This window comes from Rhodococcus sp. YH1 (genome assembly GCF_009939605.1).
Classification (GTDB): Bacteria; Actinomycetota; Actinomycetes; order Mycobacteriales; family Mycobacteriaceae; genus Rhodococcus; species Rhodococcus aetherivorans.
In genome coordinates this window covers 47,292-73,431 of the sequence record NZ_WVTE01000011.1, presented here as the reverse complement: position 1 = coordinate 73,431, position 26,140 = coordinate 47,292, and the positions used below count along the sequence as shown (strand labels likewise).

Sequence of the window (26,140 nt, the reverse complement as noted above, 5' to 3'; positions counted from 1 at the left end):
CGAGCAGCCGCAGGTGGATCCGCTCCGCGTCGTCGAGGCGCAAGGCGCGCGAGATCGCGTCGAGCACCTGGGATGAGACGTTGATGGGTCGGCCCTGCTCGAGCCAGGTGTACCAGGAGAGCCCGACCGGTCTCCGAACACGCAGCAGCGCAGCACAGTTCGCGACGATCTGCTCCAGTACATCGTCGACGGTTTCCGCGAGCCGGCCTACATCGTCAACCGGCACTGGTGCGTGGAGGTGGCCAACATCCCGGCCCGGGACCTGCTCGACATCCGGGCGGGCACCAATTGCCTGGTCCGGTTCTTCACGGAAGACGGTCGCGCACAGCGGTACTGCGATCCGGAGGCCACGGCGCGCAGTCTCGTCGGCCGGTACCGTCTCCAGGTGGCGCGCTACGTCGACGATCCCGTGTTCGCCGAGACCGCGCGCCGGCTCTGCCGGGAGAGCGAGGCGTTCGCCGCGCTGTGGGACGAACGCTCCGTGTGCGCGGAACCGCCCGAACTCCTCGCCTTCCGCCACGAGGAGTTCGGACGCATCGACTTCCGCACCGTCTCGTTCCCGCTCGGGTCCGATCCGAGCCGGGCCCTCGTTCTACAGATTCCCGAATCCGGCTATCGGTCCACCGGTTCGGACACGCCGGTGCGGATCGAACGCGTCGCGGGATAACCGGGCATCCTCTCCCCCACCACGACGCGTTCCCCCGCCAGATCGAGCATCGGCGCATCCGAGACGTGGTCCCCGTACGCGATCGAGCGGCCGAGATCCGTTCCGTGGGCACGGGCATACGCCGCCACTGCGCGCGCCTTGTCCGGGCCCAGCATCGTGGCGCGCACGACGCCGGTGTATCGCCCCGCGGACGACTCCAGGTCGGTGCACAGCACGGCCGCCGCACCGATGTGTTCGGCGATGGGATCCAGGGCCGGCGCGAAGGACCCGGAGACGAGAACGATCGCGAAACCGTCCGAGGTCCGCGCGGCGAGGTCCGCGAGCACGGCTTCGTGGAAGAACCCGCCCTCGGACAGCTGTCGCGCGAACCACCGTCGGCCCGCGGCCGCGACCTCGGCGAGCGAACGACCCTGCCACCACGTGTAGTACGCCCGGTTGGTCACCGCTCGCGGCACCCCGCGCGCCCTCAGCGACCGCAGTCCGGCGAGGTGCGCCCGCGCCTGCCCGCCGACGCCACGCTCGGCGCCGTCGAACAGCAGCAGCGAGAACAGCGTCACCTGCGCGACGAGCGTCTCGTCCACGTCGACGAACGCGCATCGTGCGGTCACGCCGTCGCGACGTCGTCCACCCGCAGGCGGTTGACCAGGTCCGCCACGCCCTGGAACGTGTGCGCCGCCACCATGTCCTCCTCCGCGACGTCGATCGCGTACCGGGCGGACAGGATCGACCCGAGCTCGACGAGCACCAGGGAGTCGCAGCTGAGGTCGTCGAAGGTGGTGTGTTCGTCGATGGGGCCGGAGAATTCGGGAAAGTGCTCGTCGACGACGGCCGCGATGTCACGATACGAGAGAGTCATCCTGCGCTCCTGTGTGAGAGTGGGAAGAGACGAGGTGCGGCCACGTCACCGCGGCCGCGCCCCAGGTGGTTCCACCGCCGAATGCGGTGAGGATCATGCGTTCTCCCGCCCCGATCCGCTGGGCGGCGTCGGCGAGGGCGAGGGGAATCGACGCCGCGCTCGTGTTGCCGACCCGGTCCAGGTGCACGAGGGCGCGTTCCGCGGGCAGCCCGAGCCGGTAGGACACCGATCGGAGGATCCGGAGGTTGGCCTGATGCGCCACGAGGCGATCCACCGCCGCCGGTGTCCAGCCGACCCGGCCCATGACGGAGGCCGCGGACTCCGACATCGCCGCCACGGCCGCCTCGAACACCCGCTTGCCCTGCATCGTGAAGTAGCGGTTCCATCCGGTCGAGGCGGATTCGCTGGTTCGTTCCCGGGAGCCGCCCCCGGGCACCATGATCAAGTCCGCCTGTCCCCCGTCGGAACCCAGGTGGGTCGCGAGTACGGCACCGTCCTCGTCGCGGTGTCCGGCCCGCAGCACCATGGCGCCGGCTCCGTCGCCGAAGATCACCGCCGTGTTCCGGTCCCCGGGATCGAGAATCGTGCTGAAGGAGTCGGCTCCGACGACGAGCACCCGCTCGGCACCGCCCGAACGGATCGTCGATTCCGCCAGCATCAGGGCGTAGAGGAAGCCGCTGCACACGGCCGCGACGTCGAATGCCGGGACCGGCCCGAGGCCCAGCCGGCTGGCGACGCTGGGTGCGGTTGCGGGACAGGGATGGTCGGGGGTGGTCGTCGCCAGGATCACCATGTCGACGGCGTGTTCTCCCGCGGACGCCAGGGCTCGCCGGCTCGCGGCCACCGCGAGGTCGCTCGTGGCGGTGCCGGCGGACACGAAGTGCCGGAATCCGATTCCGGTCCGCTGGCGGATCCACTCGTCGCTCGTGTCGAGGCGGTGCTCGAACGCCGTATTGGGGATCGCCTCCCCGGGAACGTATCCGCCGATTCCCGCGATCACGGCGGCGCGCGTTCCCCGGTCGCGGTCGCCCGCTGCGGTGGTCACCGCAGGTCCGATCCGGCGGCGGGCGCCGGCAGTTCGTGCGCGACCGAGCAGCGCACGGCGGTGCCGTTCCGCTCGGAGACGATGTCGCACGCGCGCCACAGCGCGCCGCCCCGGGCGAGGGAGCGGAGCGCCTCCAGCGTCACGGTGACGGGCACCTCGGCCTCGGTCTGCACGGCCGGATCGGCGGTGTGCAGAACCGTGCGGCGCATCCACAGCGTGTTGCTCGTGGCGCGGTCGATCCCGTCGAGTTCGTACATCAGGATCTGGCCGAGCTGCAGGGTCTCCACGAATGCGTCGACGAGCGTCACGTGCGGCTCGTACCGCGCGGCCAGTCCGGCGCCGGGTATGCCGTCGCCGGGGCCGGCGACGAGCCTCGACCGGGCGTGCGCGACGGTACCGTCCACGCGGATGTCCTGCGTGCGCATCTCGTGGGTGCGGTACCCGTCGGCGTAGGGTCCGGCCGCGTGGGCGAGCAGACGGTCGGCCACGGCCGGGTCGAGTCGCGACGCGGGCGTCCCCACTCCGGGGTGGACGACCTCCAGCTCGACCGCGAAGCCGGCGACCCGCACCCGCACCGCGTCCACGCACGCACTCCGTCCGGCGTGCTCGGCACGACCGGGCTCCACCTCGGATCGGACGTGTTCGGCTGTCACGTCCAGGTTTCCGAGGTCGTGCTCGACGGGCGCGGCGGCCGCGCGGATCACCACCGACCGCACCCACGCCGCCGCCAGATCGGCCTCGTCGAGACCGTACGCGGCCCCGATCACCGCGCCGGCCGCCCGCGTGGCGACGAGCAGAACGTCGATCGTGCTCAGGTGCGGGCGCTGCGCCGTCGTACCCTTCGTCGACCAGTCCGACGGGCATTCCACGCCGGCATTCGCCCTGATCCCGGTCGCCGGATGGTCGAGGAGACCGGCGAAGCGGAGGTTCTGCCGGACTCGGCGATAGCCGGCCCCGAAGAACCTGTCCTCGGCCGGACCGAGGTATCGGCTCGGTGAGTCCAGCGTGAAACTGCCCTGTGCCACGGCCGCTGCCATGTGTCTACCCCCAGATCACATCGGTGTCCGAACACGGTGTCCGGCACCATCGTGAAGCGGCGTCGCCGCCCCAGCCAGGGTGTGTCGATCCTGGTGTCGGCACCACCACGCTGCGACCGGCCCCGACGCGGTTCGGCCGGCATCCGCGTCACCTTTCGTTGGCGCACAGGCACTTCGGAGGCGCTACGGTTGCGGTCCGTGAGCATCCGACTCGGTTACCAGATCCCGAACTTCACCTATCCCGGACCGGCCACCGACATCTTCCCCACCGTCGCCGCCCAGGCCCGCGCGGCCGAGAGATCCGGGTTCGACACGGTGTTCGTGATGGACCACTTCTATCCACTGCCCCTGATCGGTTCGCCCGACGAACCGATGCTCGAGGCGTACACGACGCTCGCGGCGCTCGCGGCGGTGACGACGTCGATCCGGTTGTCGGCGTTGGTCACCGGCAACACGTATCGCAACCCGGCCCTGCTGGCCAAGACGGTCACCACGGTCGATGTGATCAGCGGTGGCCGCGCCGTGCTGGGGCTGGGGGCGGGCTGGTACGAGTTCGAACACCGGACCTACGGTTTCGAGTTCGGTTCGCTCCGTGAGCGGTTCGAACGCCTGGGGGAATCGCTCGAGATCGTCGTGCCCATGCTGCGGGGCGAACGCCCCTCGGTGGACGGCAGGTGGTACCACACCGAGGACGCCCGGAACGAACCCCGCCTGCGCAACGACCTGCCGGTGCTGATCGGCGGCGGGGGCGAACGACGGACGTTCGCCTTCGCGGCTCGTTGGGCCGACCATCTCAATATCCTGTGCGCCGCACGCGAAATACCGCGCAAGCTGGCGGCCGTCCGGGCGCGATGCGCGGAGCTCGGCCGCGACCCGGCGTCCCTGGACGTCAGTTACCTCGGCTACGTGATGATCGACGAGAACGGCGATCGCGCCCGCGATCTGCACCGAGCGCGTCGGCGAGTTCCCGTTCGTCGGGGTACGCCTCCGCGACGACCCCGCCCGTGCGGAACTTCGCCGCGTAACGCGACCCCACGAGTCCCTGGAGGATCTCGGCGCGGCGCTCGTCGCGCGGAACCTCCACGAACAGTGCAACTCCGGGGTACTCGGCGGCGATCAGGTCGAGGGCGACGAGCACACCGGCGGGGCTCTCCCCGGCGGGCACGGCGATCTCGAGGGCGGCCACGGTGACGCCGTCGACGTCGCGCAGGCTCTCCATCGCGGGAACGACCGCGGACGGCCCGCCCGGAACGGTCAGGCTCAGGGTGAGGTCGCCCCCGAACGGGCGCTGTCCGAGTGCCTCGAGCAACTCCGGGATCCGCGGCGCCGGGAACACGAACGTGCCCACCAGCCCGGCATGGTCGGCGACGCGGTGCGCGGCGTGGGCCGGCAGGGCGCGATCGAGCGGGGCGTTGCCGGGCGGGAACAGCGCGGCGTCGTCGCACAGTTCCGTCAGCAGGGCTCCGAGAGTGCTCACTTCTGCAGCCCCCGGTTCCAGCTTCCGGCGTAGGCCGCATCCTCGCACGCGAGCGCACCCTCGCCGAGTTCGAGCGGCCGGAACGTGTCCACCATGACGGCGAGCTCGTCGAAGAAGTCGACGCCGATGCTCCGCTCGTAGGCACCGGGCTGCGGACCGTGGGCGTGGCCGCCGGGATGGACGGAGATCGAACCCTGGCCGATGCCGGAGCCCTTGCGGGCCTCGTAGTCGCCGCCGCAGTAGAACATGATCTCGTCGGAGTCGACGTTGGAGTGGTAGTACGGCACCGGGATCGCCAGCGGGTGGTAGTCCACCTTGCGGGGCACGAAGTTGCAGATGACGAAGTTGTTGCCCTCGAACGCCTGGTGCGCCGGCGGCGGCTGGTGGACTCGGCCGGTGATGGGCTCGTAGTCGTGGATGCTGAAGGTGTACGGGTACAGGCAGCCGTCCCAGCCGACGACGTCGAACGGGTGGTTGGGCACGAGGTAGCGGGTGCCGACGATGCCGTGCGAGGTGCGGTGCTTGACCAGGACCTCGACGTTGGTGTCCTCCACCTGGATCAGCTCGGTCGGGCCGTGCAGGTCGCGCTCGCAGAACGGCGCGTGCTCGAGGAACTGGCCGAACCGCGACAGGAAGCGCTTCGGCGGGACGATGTGGCTGTTGGCCTCGATGACATAGGCGCGCAGCGGCTCGTCGCCGGTGGGGATCCAGCGGTGCGTGGTGGCCATCGGCAGCAGCACGTAGTCGCCGGCCTTCGCGTCGAGCACACCGAAAACGGTCTCGACGCGGGCGGTGCCGGACTCGACGTAGACCATCTCGTCGCCGACGACGTTGCGGTAGAGCGGCGACTCCTTCGTCGAGACGACGTAGGAGAGACGCACGTCCGCGTTGCCGAGGATCAGCCGGCGGCCGGTGACGACGTCGGTCTCGGCCCAGACGGTCTCCGGGAACAGATCGTGCAGCTTCAGGTGGCGCGGCTTGAGGGGGTGGTTCGGGGTGGTGGCCTGCTCGGGCAGCTTCCACTCGGTCGCGTCGACGATGGCCGACGGGATGTGGCGGTGGTAGAGCAGCGCCGAGTCCGAGGAGAAGCCCTCCTCGCCCATCAGCTCCTCGTAGAACAGCCCGCCGTCCTCGTTGCGGTGCTGCGTGTGCCGCTTCGGCGGGATGACGCCGAGCTGTCGATAGAACGCCATGGGATTCCGCTCCTCGGGCTCTGGGTGGCTGATCCGCGGAGATCCCCCGCGGTGTTAGTAAACACCTTAACTAGTTTTCGGACGTGAGCGCAACCACATCGGGAAGATCGGTTGTCAGTTGCGGTCGCGCATATCGAACCGGCTGCGCTTGGTGATGAGCTTGTTGAGCAGCATGACGAGGATCTGCTGCTCCGCCTCGGTCAGCACATCGACCCAGGCGGCCTCGCGCTCGTTCTGGGCGCGGAACGTCTCCACGATCTCCCGCTCGCCGGCCTCGGTGAGCGACAAGCGGACCGACCGGCCGTCCTCCGGATCCGGGGTGCGAGCCAGCAGACCGGCCTCGACCAGCGGTTTCGCGAGATTGGAGACAGCGGCGCGGCTCATGCCGGTGAGCTTGGCGGCCACCTTCGGCTCGATGGGGCCGGCAAGCCAGGTGACGAACATCAGGCGGTACGCCGACCACGACCGCCCCCTCGGGCGGTGCACGGCCGCCTCCAGGTCGTACGTGACGATGTCGGAGGCCCGGTTGAGGGTCAGCAGCACCTCGGTGGCCTGCTCGTGGTAATCGCCGTATCGGCTGCTCAGGCGCCGGTTCGCGAGTTCGACGAAGGACCAGTAGTCGAGGTCGCGGGCGTCCGCTTCGGTCATGGGCGCCACCTTATCCGAGGACGGCCGCGTTAGTATATGTGTTAATCAATTCCGATACGGAAACCCGGGCTGTCCGCCGTTGTGTGTCGGCACCGCACAATCGGGCAGAACGCACGACCGCCCGGCCGACACGTGGTCGGCCGGGCGGTCCGGGAACATGTCACATCTTGCTCATCGCGTCCGCGCCGCCGGCGAGCATCGCCGCAGTGACACCCACGGCGGTCACGCCCGTCATCACGAGGGCCACGGCGGCCACCAGCGGGTACCCGCCGTTGGACCAGTACTCGAACAGGATGGTGCCCATGACCTGGGTCCGGGACGCGCGCACGAGCAGCGACGCCGTGAACTCGTGGGTGAGCAGCACGAACAGCAGTGCCGCGGTGCCGCCCAAGCTGCCGCGCATGAGCGGCAGCAGGATCTTCACGTTCGTGGTGACGAAGCCCGCGCCGCTGACGCGGGACGCTTCGAGGTAGCTGTCGCCGAGCGCGAGCATCGACGACAGCTGCATGCGGGTCGCGAACGGCAGCATGAGCGTGACGTACACCAGAATCACGACCCACGGCGTGCCGTACAGGATGATCGGACCGGTGGTGTAGGTCAGCAGGAACGCTGCGCCGAAGATCACGGCTGGAACTCCGAGCGGCATCGATACCAGAACGTCGACGAGGAGGCGAAGGGCCGGGTAGCGCTGGCCGCGCACGATCAGGCCGGCCGCGACGAAGCCGAGCGGCAGCACGATCGCCATGGCCGCGAACGAGAACATCAAGCTGTTGCCGACCGCGGCCGGCACGGCCGTGCCGGAGAAGATCGTGCGGAAGTTGTCGAACGTCAGGGTCGAGAAGTCGATGGTGCCGCGCCAGTATCGGGACAGCGCGACGAACACCAGGGCGAGCAGCGGCAGGATCGTCGACAGCAGCGAGAACACCAGGATCACCGCGACGCCGGCCTTGGAGGGCCGACCCTGTGATTTGAACGCCTTGCCGCCGTGCGTGACGAACCGACGCTGATTTCCGAGCATCGCCTTCTGCGCGAACACCACGACGACACCGACGACGAGCAGCGGTGAGCCGAGCGCTGCGGCGGTCGCGAACTGCGCGGGACTGTCACTGATCTGGAAGTACATCTCGGTCGTGAGCACGCTGACGCCGGAGTTGGTGCCCAGAAGCAGTGGTCCGGTGAACTGGCCGAGACCGAGCAGCAGCGCGACACCGGAGCCGTAGATGAGGGTCGGGCGCAGCAGCGGCAGGGTGATCCTGAAAAAGACCTTCCATTCCGGCATGCCGGAAACCTGTGCGGCCTCGATCATCTCGGAGTTGATGTTCTCGAATCCGGAGCGGACGAACATGAAGACGAACGAACTCAGCGAGAAGCCGGTGATGATGACGATCCACTCGATCGAGTAGATGTCGACCGGGCCTTCCTCGAGGTGCGACCACCACGGCAGATTCCGCAGCATGGCGTTGAGGTAGCCGGGCCGCGGCGACAGCAGAAACGCCCAGCCGACGATCGAGGCGACAGCCGGAATGACGATGGGCAGAATCGGCAGGACTTCGAGGAACGCGAATCGGCGGGGCAGGCGGCTGGCCGCCCACGCCAGAGCGGTTCCCAGCACCATCGCGATGGCCAGTGATCCGATCGCCAATCCGAGCGTGTACCAGAGGATCTGACCGATACGCGACAATCCGAATGCCCGCGAGTAACCGGCAGCGCCGTCCTCGAACGCGGTCAGTTGCAGGCGCACGATCGGGAGGACGACCAGGTAGGCGAGCAACGCAGTGAACGCGACGACACCCATTCGGCGTGCCCCGGCGCGCACCGCCGTATTCCGCATGCCGTTCGGGGCGGTTGTGACGGACTCGTGCTCCTCGGTCCGTGGCAGTGTCAGAATCGCCATCGCCCTCACCCCACCAGGGCGCTGACGAGCGCCTGCTGATCCATCGGCAGCGCCCTGCCGTCGGTGTCGAAGGTGCGCCCGTCGATCGGGTCGAAGGCGAGAACCATCCGCGCATCGCGTTCGATCAGCCGCGGTGCGCGGAACGAATCGAACGTCGCGACGCGGGCGTGCAACTGGCGGCGTGGGGAGCCCTCGACCGCGACCGAGAGCATGACGTCCAGGTGCAGGCCACCGTACTCGACGTCGTCGACGTTGACGACCATGCCCGCCTCGCCGGGCTGCAGGTCCGCCACGTCCGGGACCAGGCGTACCTTTTCGGGGCGCAGGCGCACCACGAACGAGCCGACCGACGCGGCCGCACGCGGCTGCATGCCGTGGATCTCGGTGCCCAACGCGTACCAGCGGCCGTCGACGTACTCGCACGGGACCCGGTTCGACATGCCGGTGAAACCCGCGACGTACTCGTCGACCGGCTCCTCGAAGACCTCGCGGGGCGGGCCCATCTGGACGATGCTGCCCGACCTCATGATCGCCATCCGGGTTCCCAGAGCGAGGGCTTCGCTCTGGTCGTGCGTGACGAACACCGCGGTGAACGGCTTGCGCTGGTGCAGGTCGTGGAGCTCCGCGCGCACCTGGTCGCGCAGGCGGGCGTCGAGGTTGCTCAGCGGCTCGTCGAACAGCACCAGGTCAGGGTGGGAGACCAGGCCGCGGGCCAGAGCCACGCGCTGCTGCTGACCGCCGGACAGCTCGGCGGGGAGACGGTCGAGCAACCGCTCGCAGTCCACCAGCGCCGCGGTCTCCTCGACGCGCCCGCTCGCGAGAGCGTCGGTGAGCTTGCGGGACTTGAGCGGATAGGCGATGTTCTTGCGCACAGTCATGTGCGGCCACAGAGCGTAGGACTGGAACACCATTCCGATGAACCGCTTGTCCGGGGTGAGGTTGATGCCGCGCTGCCGGTCGAACACCACCTGGTCGCCGAGGGTGATGGAGCCTCCGGCCGGCTGTTCGAGGCCCGCGAGGCAGCGGAGCGTCGTGGTCTTGCCGCAGCCCGACGGGCCGAGCAGCACGAGGAATTCGCCGTCCTCGATCTCGAGGTCGAGGTGGTCGACGGCGACGGTGGGTGGTTTTCCGTCGAAGTTCTTGAGCAGCTGGCGTACGGAGACGTGGGACACGGTGTACTCGCTTTCTGAACGAGCGGGGTTCAGGACTCGGTGGAGGAGAGCACGGCGGATGCCGGCTCCTGCCTCGGATCGGTGGATGCCTCGCTGCTTGTCGCGGCGCCTGCCGCGGCCAGAGCATAGAGGCGCTGGGCATGATCGTCACCGCTCCCCCACAGGACGCCGGAAGTCAGAGCACGGCGGTAGTACAGGTGTGCGGTGTGTTCCCAGGTGAAGCCGATGCCGCCGTGCACCTGGACGTTCTTCTCGACGGCGAGGCGTGCGGCGTCCCCGCAGGCGAGGGCTGCGATCGCAGCGGCCTCGGCCAGATCGTCGTCGCTCCCCTCCACGACGGCCCACACGGCGTGGGCAACGGCGGACTCGGCGAGTTCGACGGCCACGGAGACCTCGGCGAGCATGTGCTTGATCGCCTGGAATCCGCCGATGACGCGGCCGAACTGGACGCGTCGGCCGGCGTAGTCGACGGCATTGGCCAGGCAGGTACGCGCGACGCCCAGGCTCTCGCACGCGAGGGCCACGACCGCCCTGTCGTGGATCCACCCGAGTGGAGCGCGCTCCGCGAGGACGGTCGCCGGGGCGGCCTCGGCACGAACCCGGGACAGGATCCGGGTCGCATCGGTAGTGTCCATCCGCTCGGACGTGAGCACGGCTGCGTCGACGGCGTAGAGGCCCACCGTCCCGGATTCGTCGACGGCGGGCAGCAGCACGGTGTCGGCGACGTCGCCATCCACGACGAAACCGGCTCGGCCCGTCACGAACACGTCGTCACCCACGTGTTCGGCCCGAAATCCGGGGTCCGTACCCGGTGCGGTGACGACCGTGGCGACGACGGTCTCCCCCGTCGCGATGCCGGCGAGCAGCTCCGCGGCACGCGGCGCGCCGTCGCAGCGCGACAACGCCGCGGCGGCAACGACGCCGCTGAGGACCGGGACCCTGCACAGTTCCGCACCGAGCAGCTCGAGGACGGCGGCGACGTCGGCGAACGACGCGCCGAGACCACCGGCGGCCTCCGGAACGGCGAGTGCACCCACGCCGATCTCGGTGCCCAGCACGGCCCACAGGTCACGATCGACCGGACCGTCGCGGTATACGCGCTCCGCGCGTCCGTCGACCGGGTCCGTCCGACGGATCACCGAGCGGATGGTGTCGGTGAGCAACGCGGTGTCCTCTGCCGCGGCCGAGGTTCCGAGAATCATGCTGTCGCCTTTCGTGGATGAGGGAGCGCCGGGTGCCCGGTCAGTCCGAGGACGGGAGGGGCTTTGCCTGCTTCTGGCTGAGAACCTCGCCACCGACGGCGAGCGGTCCGGCGCCGCCGCGTACTACGACGACTTCGACACCGCCGCCGGCGTAGCGCTTGCCCATGACGAGGTCGCCGCCCTGCACGGGTGCGGCCGGTGACGCATCCTCGCTCATCGGCTCGCCGCCGCAGAGGAGCGGTCCGGTCGCGCCGTCGTCGATGCGGACGACGATCACCTCTGCGGTACACACCGCGCTCTTCAATCGTTCACCGACGTTCATCGGGAATTCCTCTCGTGTCGGATCCGTGCCGGACCCGGTGGGGTTACTGGGAAGCGCCGAACAATCGCTCGAACTGGGCGCGGAAGGCCTCCACATCGGCGGCGGTGACGCTCCGCGAGTTGACCCAGATGTTCTCTGCCGGAGTCGCCGCCGTCGAGACGTCGGGCAGGACCGCGCCGGCCCGGTTGGCGATCGCCTCCTGGCCCGCCTTGGTCACCAGGAAATTCGCGAACAGTTGCGCCGCGTTGGGATGCGGAGCGGTGGCGGTGACCCCGGTGTAGAAGGCCGCACCGAACACCGTGTTCGGCATTGCCGACTCGACCGGGGCGCCGGCCGCCTTCTCGGTGGTCAGCGGGACGGTGTACACGGTGGCGGCGAGTTCACCCGAGGTCAGGGCCTGGCCCATTGCCTGCGCACCCGGATAGGTGCGCGGCTGCTGCGCGGCGAGCTTCTCGACGAAGTCCGGAGAGACCGTATCGGCGAGGTAGTCGTAGAAGTCGACGATCGCTGCGGACACCGGCAGGATGACGCCGATCTTGCCGCCGGCCAGTTCCGGAGCGAGCAGATCCTCGTAGCTGTCGAGGCCGTCGGGGACCCGGTCGGTATTCCAGCCGTAGGTGAGCACGGCCGCCGACGAGGTGAAGATCGTGTCGCCGATCATGAACTTCTCACTGTCGAACTCGGCTGCGTCGAACGCCGGGCCGGTGACCGGGGCGTAGTAGCCCTCGGCGATACGCTCGTCGACCCACGGGCGGGCCGCCGAGGCGACGACATCGGCGACCTGCCGGCCGGTCGAGGCCTCCGCGGCCAGTTTGGTCTGCAGATTCGCGTCGTTGTCGCGGACGATGTCGACCGTGATCCCGTATGCCGACTCGAAGCGGTTGGCGAGGTTCTCGAGATTGTCGGTCGCCTGCCCGGTGTAGTACGTCACCGAGCCCTCCTGCTTGGCCGCCTCGATCACCTCCTGCCACGCGGCATCCCCCTGCGGGCCCAGGTCCTCTGCGGCGACCTCGGTGGTGGTGCCGGAACCGCAGGCGACCGCGGTGAACGTCAGCGCGGCGACCCCCAGTCCGGCGATCGTGCGGCGCAGCGTCGAGATTCTCATGGAACACGGCCTTTCGTGAAGAGCAGTACTCGAGGACTAGTACACAAGGGTGATGTTCGGATCGTGGCGTCGAGGGTCGGCTCAGGCGGTCGCGGCGGCGGCACGGGCGCGCGCTTCCCGCCAGGTCACTCCGCGGTCGACTCGAACTTCCGCCGGCAGTCCGAGCAGTCGCTCGGCAACGATGTTGCGCTGGATCTCGTCGGAGCCACCGGCGATGCTGTACCCGGGCGCGCCGAGCACGTGCGCGTTCCAGCCGAACGTGCCCGGCACGCCGGTGTCCGCGACGAGATCACGTCCGAGGATGATGCGCGCAGCCTCGGAGACCGCGGCGAGCTTGTCGACCCACTGGATCTTGCGCACCGACCCGACCGCCGTCGGGGCGGCGTCGGCCTCCCGGGCCTGACGATCTCGCAGCATGTCGACCTGGGCGAGCTTCTGCCGCAGGTAGACCCGCGCGAGTAGCTCGCGCACCCGCGGATCGGTGTCGCGGCCGAGAGTGCGGGCGGTGGCGAGGAGCTGGTCGAACTGCCCGCCGACGTTCGCCGAGTTGGACCCGCCCTCCCGCTCGAACGCCAGCGTGGTCAGCGCGACGGACCAGCCCTTGCCGATTCCACCCAGGCGCAGCGAATCGGGGATGCGCACCCGGTCGAGGAAGACCTCATTGAAGCTGCTGCCACCGGACATCTGCCGGATCGGGCGGATCTCGACACCCGGGGCGTCCAGCGGAATCAGAAACGCCGTCATGCCCGCATGCTTGGGCTGGTCCGGGTCGGTGCGCGCGATGAGTTCACCCCAGTCGGCGAACTGTGCGCCCGAAGTCCACACCTTCTGTCCGGTGATCACCCAGTCGTCGCCGTCGCGCACGGCTCGGGTACCCAGGTTCGCCAGATCGGATCCGGCATCGGGCTCGGAGAAGAGCTGGCACGCAAGCAGGTCGCCTCGCAGCATCGCAGGCAGGAACTCGCGCTTCTGCCCCTCCGTTCCGAGGAGCCGAATAGTAGGAGCGATCAGATGCATTGTCACGGAGAATAATTCGTGCGGTCGCAAAGGACAGTGATCGTTCTCGATACGGGAGAACGCCTCTGCGACATCGGCGCCGAGACCTGCGCCACCGAACTCCTTTGGCCAGTCGAGAGCGCCGTAGCCGGCTTCGAGCTTGACCTTCTGCCACACGCGGTGCTGATCGAGTAGTGCCTTCTCCTCGTCGAATCCGAGATCGTGGAACACGGCCACGTCGTAAGGGTCGTCGACCCGGTCGAACCCGAGTCGGGCGACGTTCTCGACGACCCACGCGCGGGCGCGGGACTCGAACTCCGAGAGGGACATCTTTCCTCCACAGTGCTGGGCCGTGCGAATGCGCGGCAGACGGGGTAGCGGCGGGGCTGCGGACTCAGGAGTCCAGGTTGTACAGCGCGGCGGCGTTGTCGTGCAGGATCTTCCGGGCGTCCGCCTCGGACAGGTGTGCGAAGTTGCGACGCAGGTACTCGTCGGGAGCCAGCGCATCGGAGGCCGGACCGGGCGACATCGACGTCGGGTGCGGGTAATCGGTTTCGTACAGGACGTTGTCGGCGCCGAGCTGCTCGATCGCGCTGCGGGCCGAGTCCTGCTCGAACCAGAAGCAGCCGTAGATCTGCCGCTTGAAGTACTCGCTGGGGAGCAGTTCGTACTCCGGGTGCTCCTTGTGCACACCCGAGTTCTTCCACTGCCAGTCCAGGCCCTCGAGCGCGAACGGGATCCAGCCGATGCCCGACTCGACCGAGACGAACTTCAGGTCGGGGAATCGATCGCAGATGCCGCCGCAGATGAGCTGAGAGATGGTGCGGGCGTTGTCCATGAAGAACGAGATGCCCATCATCGCGTAGTTGGCGTGCACGCCGTTGCTCTCGTGGCCGAAGCCGCTGAGGTCGACCTCGCCGGACGCGATGTGGAAGTTGATCGGCAGCTTCTTCTCCTGCGCCGAAGCCCACAGGCGGTCCCAGTACGGGTCGGTGAGCATCGGCAGACCGAATGCCGCCGGATTCTGCGTGAAGACGAGCCCCTTGTGACCCGCCGCGGCGACGCGCTCGACCTCGGCGAGCGTGGCCTCCATGTCCCAGAAAGGCAGAATGCCGACCGGAATGTACCGCCCTGGAGCGAATTGCGCCCACTCGCTCAGGTAGTCGTTGTAGGCCTTGATGCACGCGATCTGCAACTCGTTGTCACCGTTGGACTGCAGCGTCTTGGAGCTGAACACCGCGACGTTGGGGTAGAGGATCTGCGCGTGGATGCCGTAGTCGTCCATGATCGTCAGGCGCTTGGCCGGATCCCACGAGCGCGGGTCGGTGTCCTCGAATCGCGGCGGGCAGCTCGGCGGGTACTCGTGCCAGCCGGCCATCGCCGGCGAACCGACCGCGCTCATGCGCTTGCCGGCAACGAACCACGCCTGGTCACCGCGGTGATCGTCCCAGCGCACGTGCGGCACCAGATCGCCCCACTTCTTGGTCGACATCCGCGATGTCCACAGGTCCGGGGGCTCGACGACATGGGTGTCGGTGTCGATGATCTTGATATCGCGAAGGTCGTACACGTAATCCTCCTGAGAATCGGATGGAGTCCGAACGGAAGATCCGCTCGGCGGATTGCATGCCCTTACTATTAGGAACATGCGAATATTAACGGAGATTTAGATCACAGTCCATACCCGGAAGCGTTCCGCGTCACGAGGGCCGAGTCACTCGGCCAGAGCCGGGAATACGTCCGTTCCCAGCAGCCGGATCGACTCGCGGGTCGCTGCATCGTCAACTCCGGGGAACACCACACGCACCGTCACGTGCGCGCTCACCGTCTGCGGCAGCGCCCTCAGCAGTTCCCACCACGGACGCAGTTGGTCGACACACTCTTCGGGCGTGCCGGCCACGACATGGTCCGGCCGCGTCGAGACGGGCACGTTCGTGCCCGGTCCGTCCGGGACGGCGCCGTCCCCGGCCTGCGCCATCCAGCGCCGGTACCGGTCGCCGACAAGGGAATGCCCGGCCGCCACCGTCTCCCACGCCCCCGAAGCCGCGGTGAACGCGCACATCGTCAGGGCGATGTGGAAGGGCCGGTCCGGGTCTGCGAGTTCGAGCGTCCCGATCCGGCGGGCCAGCTGCGCGACGGACGCGAGCTCGGGCGCGATCCAACCGTCGGCGATACGTGCAGCGCGGCGCACACCCCGACTCGCGAACGCGCCCAAAAGGATCGGCGGACCCCCGATCCGGGCAGGGAGCGGACGGACCTGGACGGCCTGTCCGCTCCGTCCGGGCGGCACGACCGACTCCCCCGACCAGGCTGCACGTAGCGTGCAGACGGTCCCCTCGAGGATCAGCGCACGCCGCGAACGATCGATGCCGAGCGCCGCGAATTCCTCCGGGCGATAACCCAGTCCGAGGCCCAGGAGCACGCGCCCGCCGCTGAGCTGGTCGACGACCGCGACGTCCTCGGCCAACCGCAGCGGGTTGTAGAGCGGCCCGATCGCGACGTTCGTCGCGAGATCGACGTCGGTCGTCTCGCGGGCGAGCGCACCCATCACCACCAGCGGGCTGGGAAGGTAACCGTCCTCTGCGAAGTGGTGCTCGCTGAGCCAGACCGAGTCGAACCCGGACTCCTCGGCGGTCACGGCATGCCGCACGAGGGCGTCCAGCGCCCGACCCGACTCCGCCGCGGTCCCGCCGACAGTCTGGGCGGTCAGCGCTCCCAGCCCGACCCGGATGCGACGGCCTCGCTCACCCGTTGCCGCATCCCGGATCCGGCTCACTTGATGGCGCCGTCGATCTTGAGCTGGACGATCTGGTCCCAGTCGAGGCCGTGCTCGAGCAGCACTTCCTCGGTGTGCTCGCCGTGCTGGGGAGCACGGGTGAGCACCGGGGCCTCGTTTCCGAATCGCATCGGCGCCGTGACGAGATCCAGCGTGCGTCCGTCCTCGTATTCGACGGTGCGGACGTACTCGTTCGCGATCGCCTGCGGGTCCGTCAGAACGTCGAGGGGCTTGCGGAAGACGTCCCACTGTCCCTCCTGCTTGCCGAGGATGTCCGTCCACTCCGCGAGGGTGCGGGTCCGGAACACCTCGGTGAGCTCGGCGGTGCACTCGCGAGTGTTGCGGGCGCGGTCCTCGAACGTCGCGTAACGCGGGTCGTCGATCAGGTCGGGTCGGCCGATCGCCTCGCACAGCCCGGGCCAGTACTTCTGGCTCTGCAACAACGCCAGATGGATGTACCGGCCGTCGCTGGTCCGGTAGATGTTCGAGACCGGGTTCACCGGCGCGGACCGGTCCGGATAGGGCAGTTCCGCGGCCCCGACGAGCTGGGCGCCGGCGATGGTCGCCTGCATCGCCCACGCGCCGACCGCGAACAGTGACGTGTCGACGACGATGCCCTCCCCGGTGCGTTCGCGGTGCAGCAGTCCGGCCGCAATCCCGCCGGCGAGCGCCATGCCGCTCTGCACGTCGCCGAAGGCCGGGCCCGGCATGTTGGCCGGCCACTCGAGGTCGCCGGGGGCGATCGACCCCGCCGCACCGGAGCGCGCCCAGTAGGTGATGCCGTCGAATCCCCCCTTCTCGGAGTCGGGTCCGGCCACCCCCTGGGCGGTGCCGCGCGCGTAGACGATGCGCGGATTGCGCGCCATGATGTCGTCGACGTCGATACCCAGCTTGGTCCGCGCATCCGGCAGGAAGTTGGTGGAGAAGACGTCGGCCGTCTCGACCAGCTTCATGAGGACCTCGCGACCCTGCGGGGTGGCGATGTCGAGGGCGATGGCGCGCTTGCCACGGTTGTTGATCTCCCACAGACCCGACATGCCGTCGACGTCGCCGGGCACGCCCCACGCCGCGGTCGTGCGCATCGGATCCCCGAAGTCGGAGTGCTCGACCTTGATCACGTCGGCTCCCCAGTCGGACAGGATCGCGCCGGCCGAGGGGACGAACGCATACAACGCGACCTCCACGACCTTGATTCCGTTCATCACCTTGGTCATCGAGCGTTCTCCTTGTTCGTACCGCAGTCGCATTCGGCTGCACCGCTTTCGGCATACGGGGCAGTTGCGCTGCGCGTGGTGGTGGTTCCGGCCGGCCGCAGCGACGTGCGGGCACGGATTCGGCGGAGCAGCTCCAGAGAGGGAGCGGAAACACCATAACTATAGCAAGGTTTTATGCGTTGTACATCACATCGACGGAGGTCGCCGGTTCAGCGACCGGGACTCGGCACACCCACCGGGTGCGGGAAATCAGTACAGAGACTCTCCGCCGTCGACGACGAGGTTCGTCCCTGTGACGAACGCGGACTCCGGCCCGGCGAGGTACAGGGCCGCGCTCGCCATGTCCGCCGGCGTACCGGCGCGTCCCATGGGCACAGTGGCGGCACGTTCGTCGAAGAGCGAATTGCGCTCCTGCGTAAGCGGGGTCGCCGTGATACCGGGGGACAGCGCGTTGACCCGGACACCCGTCGAAGCGAGCTCGAACGCAGCCATTCGTACCAACTGATTGAGACCGGCCTTTGCGGTGCCGTACGGCACCAGGCTCGGCCGCACTCCCAGCGCCCGGATCGACGAGACCACGACGATCGAGCGGTTCGTCCCCTCGTGGGGGACCATCGCGCGGGCCGCAGCCTGCACGCACCGGAACGTGCCGGTGAGGTTGAGATCGATACAGGCCTGCCACTGCTCCTCGGTGAGTTCGAGGAACGGCGCCACGGTGCCGCTGCCGGCGTTCGCAATCAGGATGTTGAGCGATCCGAACTCCCGCTCGACCCGTTCGAACATCGCCGCCACCGAGTCGGCGTCCGCGATGTCGGCCACGATGCCCGAGACCCGCGACTCGTCGCCGCATCGAGCGCGCAGCGACGCGACCGCCTCGTCGAGGATTTCCGACCGACGGGCGGCTACCGCGACCGTCGCGCCGGCGTCGAGCAACCGTTCCGCGATGCCGCGGCCTATGCCTTCGCTACCACCTGTGACCAGGGCACTCTGCCCCGCCAGTGACTGGTGCCGCGAGTAGGAGTGCTGCGGATAATGTTCCACTGTGTGCTGCGTCATAAGTTTGGTATAGCATTAGATACGAAATATTGGCATGGTTAATAGGGAGGACGCGGTCGGGAGGGTCTCGGTCCCTATACTCGTCACCATCCCGATCGCCGACCGAACAACCGACGAGGACATCGAATGACGCGCAACACCATGGGTTCTCCCGCAGGAACCGCGGCCCTCCGACGCGCCATCGCGATGACACGGAACGAGAAGGTCTCGCGGACGGTCGCGCGCATGGTCGCCAAGGACATCGCCGACCGCCGGCTCGGCCCAGGTTCCGCGCTCGAGTCCGAGAACGACATGGCCAAGCGGTTCGGGGTCGGCCGCGCGTCGGTGCGAGAGGGCCTGCGCCTGCTCGAGGCGCAGGGGCTGGTGACGGTCCGGCAGGGCCTGGGCGGGGGCCCGATCGTGTCGGAGCCCTCGGGCTCCGAGTTCGGCGACACGCTGTCGATGTATCTGCAGGCGAACGGCATTCAGTTCCGCGAAGTCGCCGAGGCCGCCCTGGAGATGGAGGGGCTGGCCGCAGCAATGCTCGCCGATCGGATCGCCGCCGGAGAGGACGTCGACCTCACTCCCCTGGCCGCCCACGATCTCAGACCGGACATGTCGAACGAAGAGGTCACCGAGACCGCCACCGGATTCCACAGCGCGCTGCGGAACCTGACCGGCAACTACGTCCTCGACCTTACCGGTTCGGCCCTGGCCCACCTGTATACCGACCGGATGCTCGGCGCCCACCCCGAGGAGTGGAACGAGAAGGAGCGGGAGGCCTTCACCGAGCCGCACCGCCAGATCCACGACGCCATCGCTGCCGGCAACGCCGAACTCGCCCGCACTCTGACCCGCGCACACATGCGCGAGGTCATCGACCGCATCAGCCGCCAGAACCCGCGCATCCTCGACGAGCGGGTGGAGTGGCTCTGACCGGCTAGCCCGCTCCTCGTCGTTCAGTCCGCGCTTGCCGGCCACCTAGGGCACGCACGGGCTGCGAACGCGTCCGGGTCCCGTCGAGCGACGAACGAAAGCGGAGACCCTTTGACGACCACACCTCCCACGCCTACCGACGAGACGTCCGTCCCGGCGGAATCGTCCACAGCAGCGCCCGCACCCCCGCCGGCCGTCGTACCGGGGCGGACGAAGCAACCGCGTGCGGTATGGGCGATCACGTTCGCCGTGATCGTCGCATTCATGGGCATCGGCGTGGTCAGTCCGATCCTGCTCCCGCTGGCCGGGCAACTCGGGGGCACACCGTCACAGGTGTCGTTGCTGTTCACCGGCTACATGGCCGTGATGGGGCTCGCGATGCTCGTGACCGGCGCGGTCTCCAGCCGCATCGGCACCCGCAGGACTCTGTTGTTCGGCCTGTTCGTCATCGCCGGGTGCGCCCTGGGCGCGAGCCTGTCGGGGACCCTCGGTCAGATCATCGGCTTCCGTGCCGGATGGGGCCTGGGGAATGCGCTGTTCGTCGCGACCGCGTTGGCCGCGATCGTCGGTGCCGCGGCCGGCGGTGCACCGAGGGTCATCGTCTTCTACGAGTCCGCTGTCGGCATCGGCATCGCGACGGGCCCGCTCGTCGGCGGACTTCTCGGCCAGATCTCCTGGCGCGCCGCCTTCCTCGGCGCCTCCGTACTCATGGCCGTGGCCTTCGCGCTGCTCGTCGTCCTGCTGCCGCCCGCCACGACGCCCGACCGGCCGATCCCGCTCATCGCACCGCTCCGGGCGCTCGGGCACGCGGGCCTGCTGTCGATCGCCCTCGTCTCCCTGCTGTACCACCTCGGCCTCTTCGCCCTGTTCGCATACGCGCCGTTCGTCCTCGAACTCGATCCTCTCCCGCTCGGATTCGTCTTCTGCGGCTGGGGCGTGTGCGTGGTGATCTCGTCGGTGTCCGTCGCGCCTCGGTTGCGCACCGCGCTCGGCGCGATCGGCGCGACCGCCCTGGGCCTGGCCCTGTTCGCCCTCACCCTTGCAGTCGTGGCCGTGTTCACCGGCAACCGACCGGCGGTCGTGGCATGCATTGTCGTCTCGGGCCTGTTCCTGGGCGTCCTCAACACCCTGGTGACCGAAATCGGCATGGACGCCGCGCCGGTGGACGGGAGCACCGCAGCCGCGGCGTACAGCTTCGTGCGCTTCGGCGGCGGCGCGATCGCCCCGTGGGCCGCAAGCTGGATGGGCGAGATCTTCAACCCTCACGTTCCGTTCGCCGCCGCCGCCGGCGCCGTCGCGCTGGCGTTGGGGGTGCTGGCCCTCGGCCGGCGCCGACTGCCCGTTCACCACCGCCGGCAGCGTTGAACCGCAAAGCCTTACAGCGACCCGGTGACTTGCGCCACAGCAAAGGATACGGTACATATCGATAACCACACCAAATATTGCAATATTTAGTCGGGCGCGCGGACACACCGTCGGCCGGCGCCGGACTCCGTGAGGACCGTGATGACCGACTACCAGTACCTGACCTACGAGTCCCTCGACGCGGGTCGCATCGTCCGCATCATGCTCGACCGCCCGAAGCAGCGCAACGCCCAGAACCGGGGCCTGCTCGTCGAACTCGGCAAGGCCTACGCACGCGCCGAGGCCGACGACACGGTGCGCGTGGTCATCCTGGGGGGCCACGGACCGTCCTTCTCGGCCGGGCACGATCTCGGGTCCTCGGACGACGTGCGCGAGCGCGCTCCGGGCTCGGGCCAGCACGTCTCCTACGCCTGCAACGGAACCACCTACTCCGAGATAGAGATGCGGCTCCACCAGGAGTGGCACTACTACTTCGAGAACACCCGCCGATGGCGTAACCTCCGCAAGATCACCATCGCGCAGGTGCACGGAGCCGTGTACTCCGCGGCGCTCATGTTGATGTGGAGCTGCGATCTGATCGTCGCAGCCGAGAACACCACGTTCGCGGACGTCGTCGGCACCCGGTTGGGGATGTGCGGCGTCGAGTATTTCGCCCATCCGTGGGAGTTCGGTCACCGCAAGACCAAGGAAGTTCTCCTGACCGGTGACTGCCTCGATGCCGCCGATGCCCATGCCCTCGGCATGATTTCGAAGATCTTCCCCGAGAACGAACTCGCCGACTCGACTCTCGCATTCGCGCGCCGGATCGCCCGGATCCCCACCATGGCAGCCCTGCTGATCAAGGAGTCGGTGAACCAGAGCCAGGACGCCGGCGGATTCCAGTCCGCGCTCGAGGCGGGCTTCACCCTGCACCAGCTCAATCACGCCCACTGGTCCGCGCTGACCCGTGGTGAAACCTGCATCGGCACGGTCGAGCACGGGCTCGACGACTGGCGTGCGGCCCCCGAGATCCGGCGCGCCGACCCTCGCGTGCCCTGACCGCACCTTCCATCCCGATACGACCCATTCGCACCTCGAAAGGCCTTGTCCATGAAAGAGACGTCCCCCGCCCGCACCGTGATCGTCACCGGCGGCACCGGCGGCCTCGGCGCCGCGGTCACCGGCCACCTCCTCGACGCCGGCTGGCGACTGGTGGTCCCCTGGTACGTCGATGCCGAACTCGACCGCATCGCTCCGCACCCGAACCTCGAGACGATCCGCGCCGACCTGTCCGACGAGCAGGCCGTCGAGGCGATCGTGGAGTGCGCGACGAAGGACGAGGACCGGCCGCTGTTCGGCGTGGTCAACCTGGTCGGCGGATTCGCTGCCGGCCGCCGGGTCCACGAAACACCCCTCGAGGTCCTCGACGCCCAGCTTTCGGTCAACCTCAAGATCGCCTACCGCGTCATCCAGGCCGCCCTGCCCGAACTCATCCGCCACGGCGGTGGGTCCGTGGTCTGCATCGGCTCCGCCGCCGCCGTCCGGCCCTTCCCCGGCGCGGCCACCTACGTCGCTTCCAAGGCTGCCGTCTCCGCCCTGGTCCAGGCACTCGCAGTGGAGTACGCCGACGACAACATTCGGGTGAACGGCCTGCTGCCCGCCATGATCGACACCCCCGCCAACCGCGCCGCGATGCCCGAGGCCGACCGCTCCACCTGGGCCCGCCCCACCGACATCGCCGAGGTCATCGGTTTCCTGCTCGGTGATTCCTCGCGCGCGGTCAGCGGCGCGTCGATCCCGGTCGTGAATGTTGCAGGCGCGAACTGATTCTCACACCCTTCACGATTTCACACCGAGACGATCGGCGGCCGCGGCCAGGGAGTCACGCCGCTCTTCCACCGTGTCGCCCTGCCAGACCGAGTCGGCCCAGACCACGAGGTCCTCGATTCCGTGGTCGCGGTACCGCCGCAGGTCCGCCGCGTCCGCCGCCTCGACACGCACGTAGCACGGGAACTCGCCCGTCCGACCGAATTCGTGCCGAAGCCTGCGGATCTCGGTCACCATCTCCACCGCCTGCTCGAAGCTCGGCGTGCCGGAGGAGAACCACCCGTCCCCCAGTCGTGCCGCACGATGGAGTGCTTTCGGTCCGTTGCCGCCGTGGATCACGGGCACATGCACAGGGCGAGGATGCAGTTGCACCTCGTCGAATCGATAGTGCTCGCCCTCATGGGAGAACGGCCTGCCCGACCACGCCTTCCTCAGGATGGTCACGCACTCGTCGGTTCGCGAGAAGCGTTTGCGGAACGGCACGTCCAGCGCTGCAAACTCCTCCTCGAGCCAACCGGCACCGACCCCGAAGAGCAGGCGACCACCGCTGAGTTCCTGCACGGTGATGGTGGTGCGCGCAGTGTGCAGCGGGTGCCGCAGCGCAGCGACATACACGGCCGTGCCCAGTTTGATGCGGTTCGTGGTCGCGGCCACGGCCGCGTGCACCGCCCACGGATCCGTCAGCTCCGTCGACACATCGACGATGGGCCCCGTGTGGTGCTGCGCCGTCCCCGTAGAAGGGTGGCTGCTGGAGTAGGCGACGGGATGGAGCACGTGCTCCCCCAGCCACAGTGCGTCGAATCCCAGATCGTCGGCGCAGGTCGCCAGTTCGAGGAGTTCGGTGGGGTTCATCCCGTATGCGCTCAGTCCGACGGAGGCCATGGAGTTCGCCTTTCGTGTGATCGATGGTGAGACGATTCGTCCGCGCGGTGGCCGGTGCCACCGCGCGGACGAGCGTGCGGAGGCTTGGGTCAGGCGGGGAGCAGACCGAGCGCCCGACGGGCGAGGGGCGCGACGAATTCGCCGCGCTGACCCATCCGTGCGTCGGTGGTCTCGCCGCGTACGAACCGTGCGTAGAGCTGCTGCAGAATGACCACGGTCTTCCAGCATCCGAACGCCTCGTACCAGTCGACGCGCGACAGGTCCAGATCGCTACCGGCCGAGTACCGCTCGACCACCTCCGCCCGCGAAGGCAGGTCGAGGCCGTGCATGCCGGGTACGACGATGAACGCCGCATCCGACTCCGGATCCACGGTCCGGTCCGGCCAGTAGTTGAGCAGCGTGCCCAAGTCGGCCAGCACGTCCCCAGTCGTGGCCATGTCCCAGTCGAACACCGACTTGACCCGAGCCGGGTCGCCGTGCGGGAACTGGCAATTGTCGACCTTGTAGTCGTTGTGCACGATCCCGGCCCGCTGGCTCGCCGGGATCGCCGCACGGATCCGCCGGGACACCTCCGATACGAGCGCCGCGGTCTCGGCCGGGGCGTACTCGGCGACGGCATTCCACCGTTCCGACCAGCCATGCACCTGCCGCTCCAGGTAGCCCTCGGGCCGGCCGAGACCGGCCAGGTCGCATGTGGCGGGATCGACCGCATGCAGATCCGCGAGCGCATCGATCACCGCGAAGCCGATCCTCCGGCCGGCATCGTCGACGCCGGACATCGACTCTGGCACCGAATCCCACACCACGACGCCGTCACGGTACTCGGAGACGAAGAACTCGGCGCCGACGACACTCTCGTCCGCACAGTGCAACAGTGCCCGGGGGGCACGGTCGTACTCGCGGTGCAGACGGGACAGGACCCGATATTCACGCGTCATGTCGTGAGCGCCCCGAGCGAGCTGGCCGAAGGGCGGGCGGCGCACGACGAGGAGACGGTCGCCGAAGCCCACACGATAGGTGAGATTCGCTGAGCCGCGCGGGAACTGCAGGACGGAGAACTCCCCCCCGTCGAGGTCGTCGAGGTGCATCCGCAGGTATGCCTCGAGCGCGGCCCAGTCGAGGTCCTCCCCCGTGCGGACCGGCGCGACCTCCGTGCGTGGCTCCTCGACGCTCGGGGCCGAGGGCTGCTCGTCGGACACGACCGAGCCCCTCATCACTGGGCTCCCACCGCGGGCAGGCCGAACTTGAGTTCGGCGGCCGCATCGAGCGCCGGCAGGTGCGTCGTCGGGAACAGGCCCGAGGCCGGCGTGGCGTTCTTCAGCAGCTGCTTGGCGATCTGCTGCTTGTGCAGCTCGGTGGCGCCGTCGGCCAGGCCCATGTGGTAGCTCTCGAGCAGCCATTTGCCGAACGGCATCTCCTTCGAGATGCCGAGCGATCCGTGCAGCTGGATCGCCCGGGACACGACGTTGTTGAGCACCTTGGGCATCACCATCTTCACGGCGGAAATGTCGGCGATGACCTTCTTGTAGTCGTCGAGTTCGTCGATCTTCCAGGCTGTCCGCAGGACGAGCAGGCGGAACTGCTCGAGTTCGGCCCACGACTCGGCGATCATGTCCTGCACCAACTGCATGTCGCCGAGGCTCCGGCCGCGCGTCTCACGAGACACCGCGCGCTCGAGCATCATGTCGAGCGAGGCGCGGACCAACCCGACGGTGCGCATCGCGTGATGGATGCGTCCGCCGCCCAGGCGGGTCTGCGCGACGGCGAAGCCCTCGCCTTCCTTGCCGAGCAGGTGGTCGGCGGGCACGCGCACGTCGGTGTAACGGATGTAGGCGTGGGTGCCCTCCGCCTCGTTGTGTCCCCATACCCCGACGTTGCGGATGATCTCGATGCCCGGGGTGTCCATGGGGACGACGAACATCGACGCGCGCTTCGTCCGCGGGGCGGCGGGGTCGGTCACGGCCATCACGATCAGGAACGACGAGAACCGGGCGTGCGAGGAGAACCACTTCTCACCGTTGATGACGTAGTGGTCGCCATCCCGGACGGCACGGGTGACGAAGCTGGTCGGATCCGAGCCGCCCTGCGGTTCGGTCATCGAGTAGCAGGACATGATGTCGCCGTCGATGAGGGGCCGGAGGTACCGCTCCTTGAGTTCGGGTGTGCCGTAGTGCGCGAGGATCTCGGCGTTGCCGGAGTCCGGTGCCTGGCAGCCGAACACCACGGGGCCGCTGTGGGTCGCGCCGAGGATCTCGTTGAGCAGTGCGAGCTTGACCTGCCCGTAGCCCGGGCCGCCAAGCTTCGGACCCAGGTGGCATGCCCACAGGCCCTGCCCGCGCACGACGTCCTGCAGGGGCCGGATGAGCTTGTTCCGGGTGGGGTCGGTGACATCCCATGCGTGCTCAACGACGCGGTCGACCGGGGCAACCTCCTCGTCCACGAATCGCTGCACCCAGTCCAGCTTCTCCTGGAACTGTGGGTCGGTTTCGAAATCCCATGCCATATCGGTGGT

At 68.6% G+C, this 26,140-nt stretch carries 24 protein-coding genes and 3 pseudogenes; 6 read left to right on the top strand and 21 right to left on the bottom strand.

The window, feature by feature from the left end:
* Positions 1-178 (bottom strand): annotated as a pseudogene (locus tag AIIKEEIJ_RS01465) (helix-turn-helix transcriptional regulator); the annotation flags it as partial.
* A gap of 54 nt (positions 179-232) precedes the next feature.
* Between AIIKEEIJ_RS01465 and AIIKEEIJ_RS01460 the strand changes: the two are divergent.
* Entirely contained in the window at positions 233-667 is a 435-nt protein-coding gene (locus tag AIIKEEIJ_RS01460) for an MmyB family transcriptional regulator (RefSeq protein WP_338020890.1), read from the top strand.
* Here the strand turns inward: AIIKEEIJ_RS01460 and AIIKEEIJ_RS01455 are convergent.
* From AIIKEEIJ_RS01455 to AIIKEEIJ_RS01440, 4 genes are read right to left on the bottom strand one after another with little or no spacing between them, the layout of a single operon-like run.
* Positions 613-1,275 carry an HAD-IB family hydrolase gene (locus AIIKEEIJ_RS01455; RefSeq protein ID WP_161994767.1) on the bottom strand — a complete coding sequence of 221 codons (663 nt, stop codon included), beginning with the start codon at positions 1,273-1,275 and terminating at the stop codon, positions 613-615. The two genes, AIIKEEIJ_RS01460 and AIIKEEIJ_RS01455, sit on opposite strands and share 55 nt — an antisense overlap.
* A complete protein-coding gene (locus AIIKEEIJ_RS01450) occupies positions 1,272-1,523 on the bottom strand; it encodes an acyl carrier protein (protein ID WP_006937172.1) in 252 nt (83 codons plus the stop codon). Before AIIKEEIJ_RS01450 ends, AIIKEEIJ_RS01455 begins: the two co-directional genes overlap by 4 nt.
* Entirely contained in the window at positions 1,504-2,568 is a 1,065-nt protein-coding gene (locus AIIKEEIJ_RS01445) for a beta-ketoacyl-ACP synthase III (protein ID WP_050034372.1), read from the bottom strand. The genes AIIKEEIJ_RS01450 and AIIKEEIJ_RS01445 overlap by 20 nt, the downstream gene beginning before the upstream one ends.
* Complete coding sequence (locus AIIKEEIJ_RS01440) at positions 2,565-3,605, bottom strand: AvrD family protein (RefSeq protein ID WP_006937175.1); 1,041 nt, start codon at positions 3,603-3,605, stop codon at positions 2,565-2,567. The genes AIIKEEIJ_RS01445 and AIIKEEIJ_RS01440 overlap by 4 nt, the downstream gene beginning before the upstream one ends.
* A gap of 198 nt (positions 3,606-3,803) precedes the next feature.
* Here AIIKEEIJ_RS01440 and AIIKEEIJ_RS01435 point away from each other — a divergent pair.
* Positions 3,804-4,550: pseudogene (locus AIIKEEIJ_RS01435) on the top strand (TIGR03560 family F420-dependent LLM class oxidoreductase); the annotation flags it as partial.
* 4 nt (positions 4,551-4,554) lie between these two features.
* On the opposite strand, the pseudogene AIIKEEIJ_RS32810 reads toward AIIKEEIJ_RS01435, so the two are convergent.
* From AIIKEEIJ_RS32810 to AIIKEEIJ_RS01370, 13 genes and pseudogenes are all read right to left on the bottom strand, one after another.
* Positions 4,555-5,082, bottom strand: a pseudogene (locus AIIKEEIJ_RS32810) (hypothetical protein); the annotation flags it as partial.
* The gene (locus AIIKEEIJ_RS01425) at positions 5,079-6,275 is read right to left on the bottom strand and encodes a homogentisate 1,2-dioxygenase (protein ID WP_006939821.1); all 1,197 of its coding nucleotides are present in this window, start codon (positions 6,273-6,275) and stop codon (positions 5,079-5,081) included. The gene AIIKEEIJ_RS01425 and the pseudogene AIIKEEIJ_RS32810, both read right to left, overlap by 4 nt.
* Positions 6,276-6,389: 114 nt before the next feature.
* The gene (locus tag AIIKEEIJ_RS01420) at positions 6,390-6,923 is read right to left on the bottom strand and encodes a MarR family winged helix-turn-helix transcriptional regulator (RefSeq protein WP_006939823.1); all 534 of its coding nucleotides are present in this window, start codon (positions 6,921-6,923) and stop codon (positions 6,390-6,392) included.
* A gap of 160 nt (positions 6,924-7,083) precedes the next feature.
* The gene (locus AIIKEEIJ_RS01415; protein ID WP_029546405.1) at positions 7,084-8,817 is read right to left on the bottom strand and encodes an ABC transporter permease; all 1,734 of its coding nucleotides are present in this window, start codon (positions 8,815-8,817) and stop codon (positions 7,084-7,086) included.
* 5 nt (positions 8,818-8,822) lie between these two features.
* Positions 8,823-9,989 carry an ABC transporter ATP-binding protein gene (locus tag AIIKEEIJ_RS01410; RefSeq protein WP_161994766.1) on the bottom strand — a complete coding sequence of 389 codons (1,167 nt, stop codon included), beginning with the start codon at positions 9,987-9,989 and terminating at the stop codon, positions 8,823-8,825.
* 29 nt (positions 9,990-10,018) lie between these two features.
* Complete coding sequence (locus tag AIIKEEIJ_RS01405; RefSeq protein WP_006939831.1) at positions 10,019-11,191, bottom strand: acyl-CoA dehydrogenase family protein; 1,173 nt, start codon at positions 11,189-11,191, stop codon at positions 10,019-10,021.
* A 40-nt stretch (positions 11,192-11,231) separates the two neighbouring features.
* Positions 11,232-11,513 (bottom strand): hypothetical protein, encoded by a 282-nt coding sequence (locus tag AIIKEEIJ_RS01400; protein WP_161994765.1) that lies wholly within the window; start codon positions 11,511-11,513, stop codon positions 11,232-11,234.
* Between the two features lie 43 nt (positions 11,514-11,556).
* Positions 11,557-12,618: an extracellular solute-binding protein gene (locus AIIKEEIJ_RS01395; RefSeq protein ID WP_161994764.1), complete on the bottom strand. Its 1,062-nt coding sequence runs from the start codon at positions 12,616-12,618 to the stop codon at positions 11,557-11,559.
* Positions 12,619-12,699: 81 nt separating this feature from the next.
* The gene (locus tag AIIKEEIJ_RS01390; protein WP_161994763.1) at positions 12,700-13,944 is read right to left on the bottom strand and encodes an acyl-CoA dehydrogenase family protein; all 1,245 of its coding nucleotides are present in this window, start codon (positions 13,942-13,944) and stop codon (positions 12,700-12,702) included.
* 64 nt (positions 13,945-14,008) lie between these two features.
* The gene (locus AIIKEEIJ_RS01385) at positions 14,009-15,184 is read right to left on the bottom strand and encodes an amidohydrolase family protein (protein ID WP_029546410.1); all 1,176 of its coding nucleotides are present in this window, start codon (positions 15,182-15,184) and stop codon (positions 14,009-14,011) included.
* Between the two features lie 144 nt (positions 15,185-15,328).
* Positions 15,329-16,390: an LLM class flavin-dependent oxidoreductase gene (locus AIIKEEIJ_RS01380; RefSeq protein ID WP_338020889.1), complete on the bottom strand. Its 1,062-nt coding sequence runs from the start codon at positions 16,388-16,390 to the stop codon at positions 15,329-15,331.
* On the bottom strand, positions 16,387-17,604 hold the full coding sequence (locus AIIKEEIJ_RS01375) for a CaiB/BaiF CoA transferase family protein (RefSeq protein WP_029546412.1): 1,218 nt from the start codon (positions 17,602-17,604) through the stop codon (positions 16,387-16,389). The genes AIIKEEIJ_RS01380 and AIIKEEIJ_RS01375 overlap by 4 nt, the downstream gene beginning before the upstream one ends.
* Before the next feature lie 249 nt (positions 17,605-17,853).
* Positions 17,854-18,660 carry an SDR family oxidoreductase gene (locus tag AIIKEEIJ_RS01370; protein WP_202916408.1) on the bottom strand — a complete coding sequence of 269 codons (807 nt, stop codon included), beginning with the start codon at positions 18,658-18,660 and terminating at the stop codon, positions 17,854-17,856.
* A gap of 126 nt (positions 18,661-18,786) precedes the next feature.
* Between AIIKEEIJ_RS01370 and AIIKEEIJ_RS01365 the strand changes: the two genes are divergently transcribed.
* The 4 genes from AIIKEEIJ_RS01365 to AIIKEEIJ_RS01350 all read left to right on the top strand — a co-directional run bounded on the left by AIIKEEIJ_RS01365 (position 18,787) and on the right by AIIKEEIJ_RS01350 (position 22,746).
* Positions 18,787-19,575: a GntR family transcriptional regulator gene (locus AIIKEEIJ_RS01365; RefSeq protein ID WP_161994762.1), complete on the top strand. Its 789-nt coding sequence runs from the start codon at positions 18,787-18,789 to the stop codon at positions 19,573-19,575.
* A gap of 249 nt (positions 19,576-19,824) precedes the next feature.
* Positions 19,825-20,940, top strand: coding sequence for an MFS transporter (locus AIIKEEIJ_RS01360; RefSeq protein WP_161994761.1), 1,116 nt, complete (start codon positions 19,825-19,827; stop codon positions 20,938-20,940).
* Positions 20,941-21,081: 141 nt separating this feature from the next.
* The gene (locus AIIKEEIJ_RS01355; protein ID WP_161994760.1) at positions 21,082-21,978 is read left to right on the top strand and encodes an enoyl-CoA hydratase; all 897 of its coding nucleotides are present in this window, start codon (positions 21,082-21,084) and stop codon (positions 21,976-21,978) included.
* Positions 21,979-22,029: 51 nt separating this feature from the next.
* Complete coding sequence (locus tag AIIKEEIJ_RS01350; protein WP_161994759.1) at positions 22,030-22,746, top strand: SDR family NAD(P)-dependent oxidoreductase; 717 nt, start codon at positions 22,030-22,032, stop codon at positions 22,744-22,746.
* 12 nt (positions 22,747-22,758) lie between these two features.
* On the opposite strand, the gene AIIKEEIJ_RS01345 is transcribed toward AIIKEEIJ_RS01350, so the two are convergent.
* From AIIKEEIJ_RS01345 to AIIKEEIJ_RS01335, 3 genes are all read right to left on the bottom strand, one after another.
* Positions 22,759-23,628, bottom strand: a complete 870-nt coding sequence (locus tag AIIKEEIJ_RS01345; RefSeq protein ID WP_161994758.1) for a TIGR03619 family F420-dependent LLM class oxidoreductase — start codon at positions 23,626-23,628, stop codon at positions 22,759-22,761.
* Positions 23,629-23,717: 89 nt separating this feature from the next.
* Positions 23,718-24,842: a phosphotransferase gene (locus AIIKEEIJ_RS01340; protein ID WP_161994757.1), complete on the bottom strand. Its 1,125-nt coding sequence runs from the start codon at positions 24,840-24,842 to the stop codon at positions 23,718-23,720.
* The gene (locus tag AIIKEEIJ_RS01335) at positions 24,842-26,131 is read right to left on the bottom strand and encodes an acyl-CoA dehydrogenase family protein (protein WP_161994756.1); all 1,290 of its coding nucleotides are present in this window, start codon (positions 26,129-26,131) and stop codon (positions 24,842-24,844) included. The genes AIIKEEIJ_RS01340 and AIIKEEIJ_RS01335 overlap by 1 nt, the downstream gene beginning before the upstream one ends.
* Between the last annotated feature and the right edge of the window lie 9 nt (positions 26,132-26,140).

What these genes read in the sequence shown, in the direction of transcription:
- AIIKEEIJ_RS01415 (WP_029546405.1), bottom strand. Translation starts at nt 8,817, where the DNA reads ATGGCGATTCTGACACTGCCACGGACCGAGGAGCACGAGTCCGTCACA.
- AIIKEEIJ_RS01355 (WP_161994760.1), top strand. Translation starts at nt 21,082, where the DNA reads ATGACCGACTACCAGTACCTGACCTACGAGTCCCTCGACGCGGGTCGC.
- AIIKEEIJ_RS01420 (WP_006939823.1), bottom strand. Translation starts at nt 6,923, where the DNA reads ATGACCGAAGCGGACGCCCGCGACCTCGACTACTGGTCCTTCGTCGAA.
- AIIKEEIJ_RS01390 (WP_161994763.1), bottom strand. Translation starts at nt 13,944, where the DNA reads ATGTCCCTCTCGGAGTTCGAGTCCCGCGCCCGCGCGTGGGTCGTCGAG.
- AIIKEEIJ_RS01365 (WP_161994762.1), top strand. Translation starts at nt 18,787, where the DNA reads ATGACGCGCAACACCATGGGTTCTCCCGCAGGAACCGCGGCCCTCCGA.
- AIIKEEIJ_RS01405 (WP_006939831.1), bottom strand. Translation starts at nt 11,191, where the DNA reads ATGATTCTCGGAACCTCGGCCGCGGCAGAGGACACCGCGTTGCTCACC.
- AIIKEEIJ_RS01375 (WP_029546412.1), bottom strand. Translation starts at nt 17,604, where the DNA reads ATGACCAAGGTGATGAACGGAATCAAGGTCGTGGAGGTCGCGTTGTAT.
- AIIKEEIJ_RS01340 (WP_161994757.1), bottom strand. Translation starts at nt 24,842, where the DNA reads ATGAGGGGCTCGGTCGTGTCCGACGAGCAGCCCTCGGCCCCGAGCGTC.
- AIIKEEIJ_RS01450 (WP_006937172.1), bottom strand. Translation starts at nt 1,523, where the DNA reads ATGACTCTCTCGTATCGTGACATCGCGGCCGTCGTCGACGAGCACTTT.
- AIIKEEIJ_RS01425 (WP_006939821.1), bottom strand. Translation starts at nt 6,275, where the DNA reads ATGGCGTTCTATCGACAGCTCGGCGTCATCCCGCCGAAGCGGCACACG.
- AIIKEEIJ_RS01400 (WP_161994765.1), bottom strand. Translation starts at nt 11,513, where the DNA reads ATGAACGTCGGTGAACGATTGAAGAGCGCGGTGTGTACCGCAGAGGTG.
- AIIKEEIJ_RS01395 (WP_161994764.1), bottom strand. Translation starts at nt 12,618, where the DNA reads ATGAGAATCTCGACGCTGCGCCGCACGATCGCCGGACTGGGGGTCGCC.
- AIIKEEIJ_RS01350 (WP_161994759.1), top strand. Translation starts at nt 22,030, where the DNA reads ATGAAAGAGACGTCCCCCGCCCGCACCGTGATCGTCACCGGCGGCACC.
- AIIKEEIJ_RS01345 (WP_161994758.1), bottom strand. Translation starts at nt 23,628, where the DNA reads ATGGCCTCCGTCGGACTGAGCGCATACGGGATGAACCCCACCGAACTC.
- AIIKEEIJ_RS01440 (WP_006937175.1), bottom strand. Translation starts at nt 3,605, where the DNA reads ATGGCAGCGGCCGTGGCACAGGGCAGTTTCACGCTGGACTCACCGAGC.
- AIIKEEIJ_RS01335 (WP_161994756.1), bottom strand. Translation starts at nt 26,131, where the DNA reads ATGGCATGGGATTTCGAAACCGACCCACAGTTCCAGGAGAAGCTGGAC.
- AIIKEEIJ_RS01370 (WP_202916408.1), bottom strand. Translation starts at nt 18,660, where the DNA reads ATGACGCAGCACACAGTGGAACATTATCCGCAGCACTCCTACTCGCGG.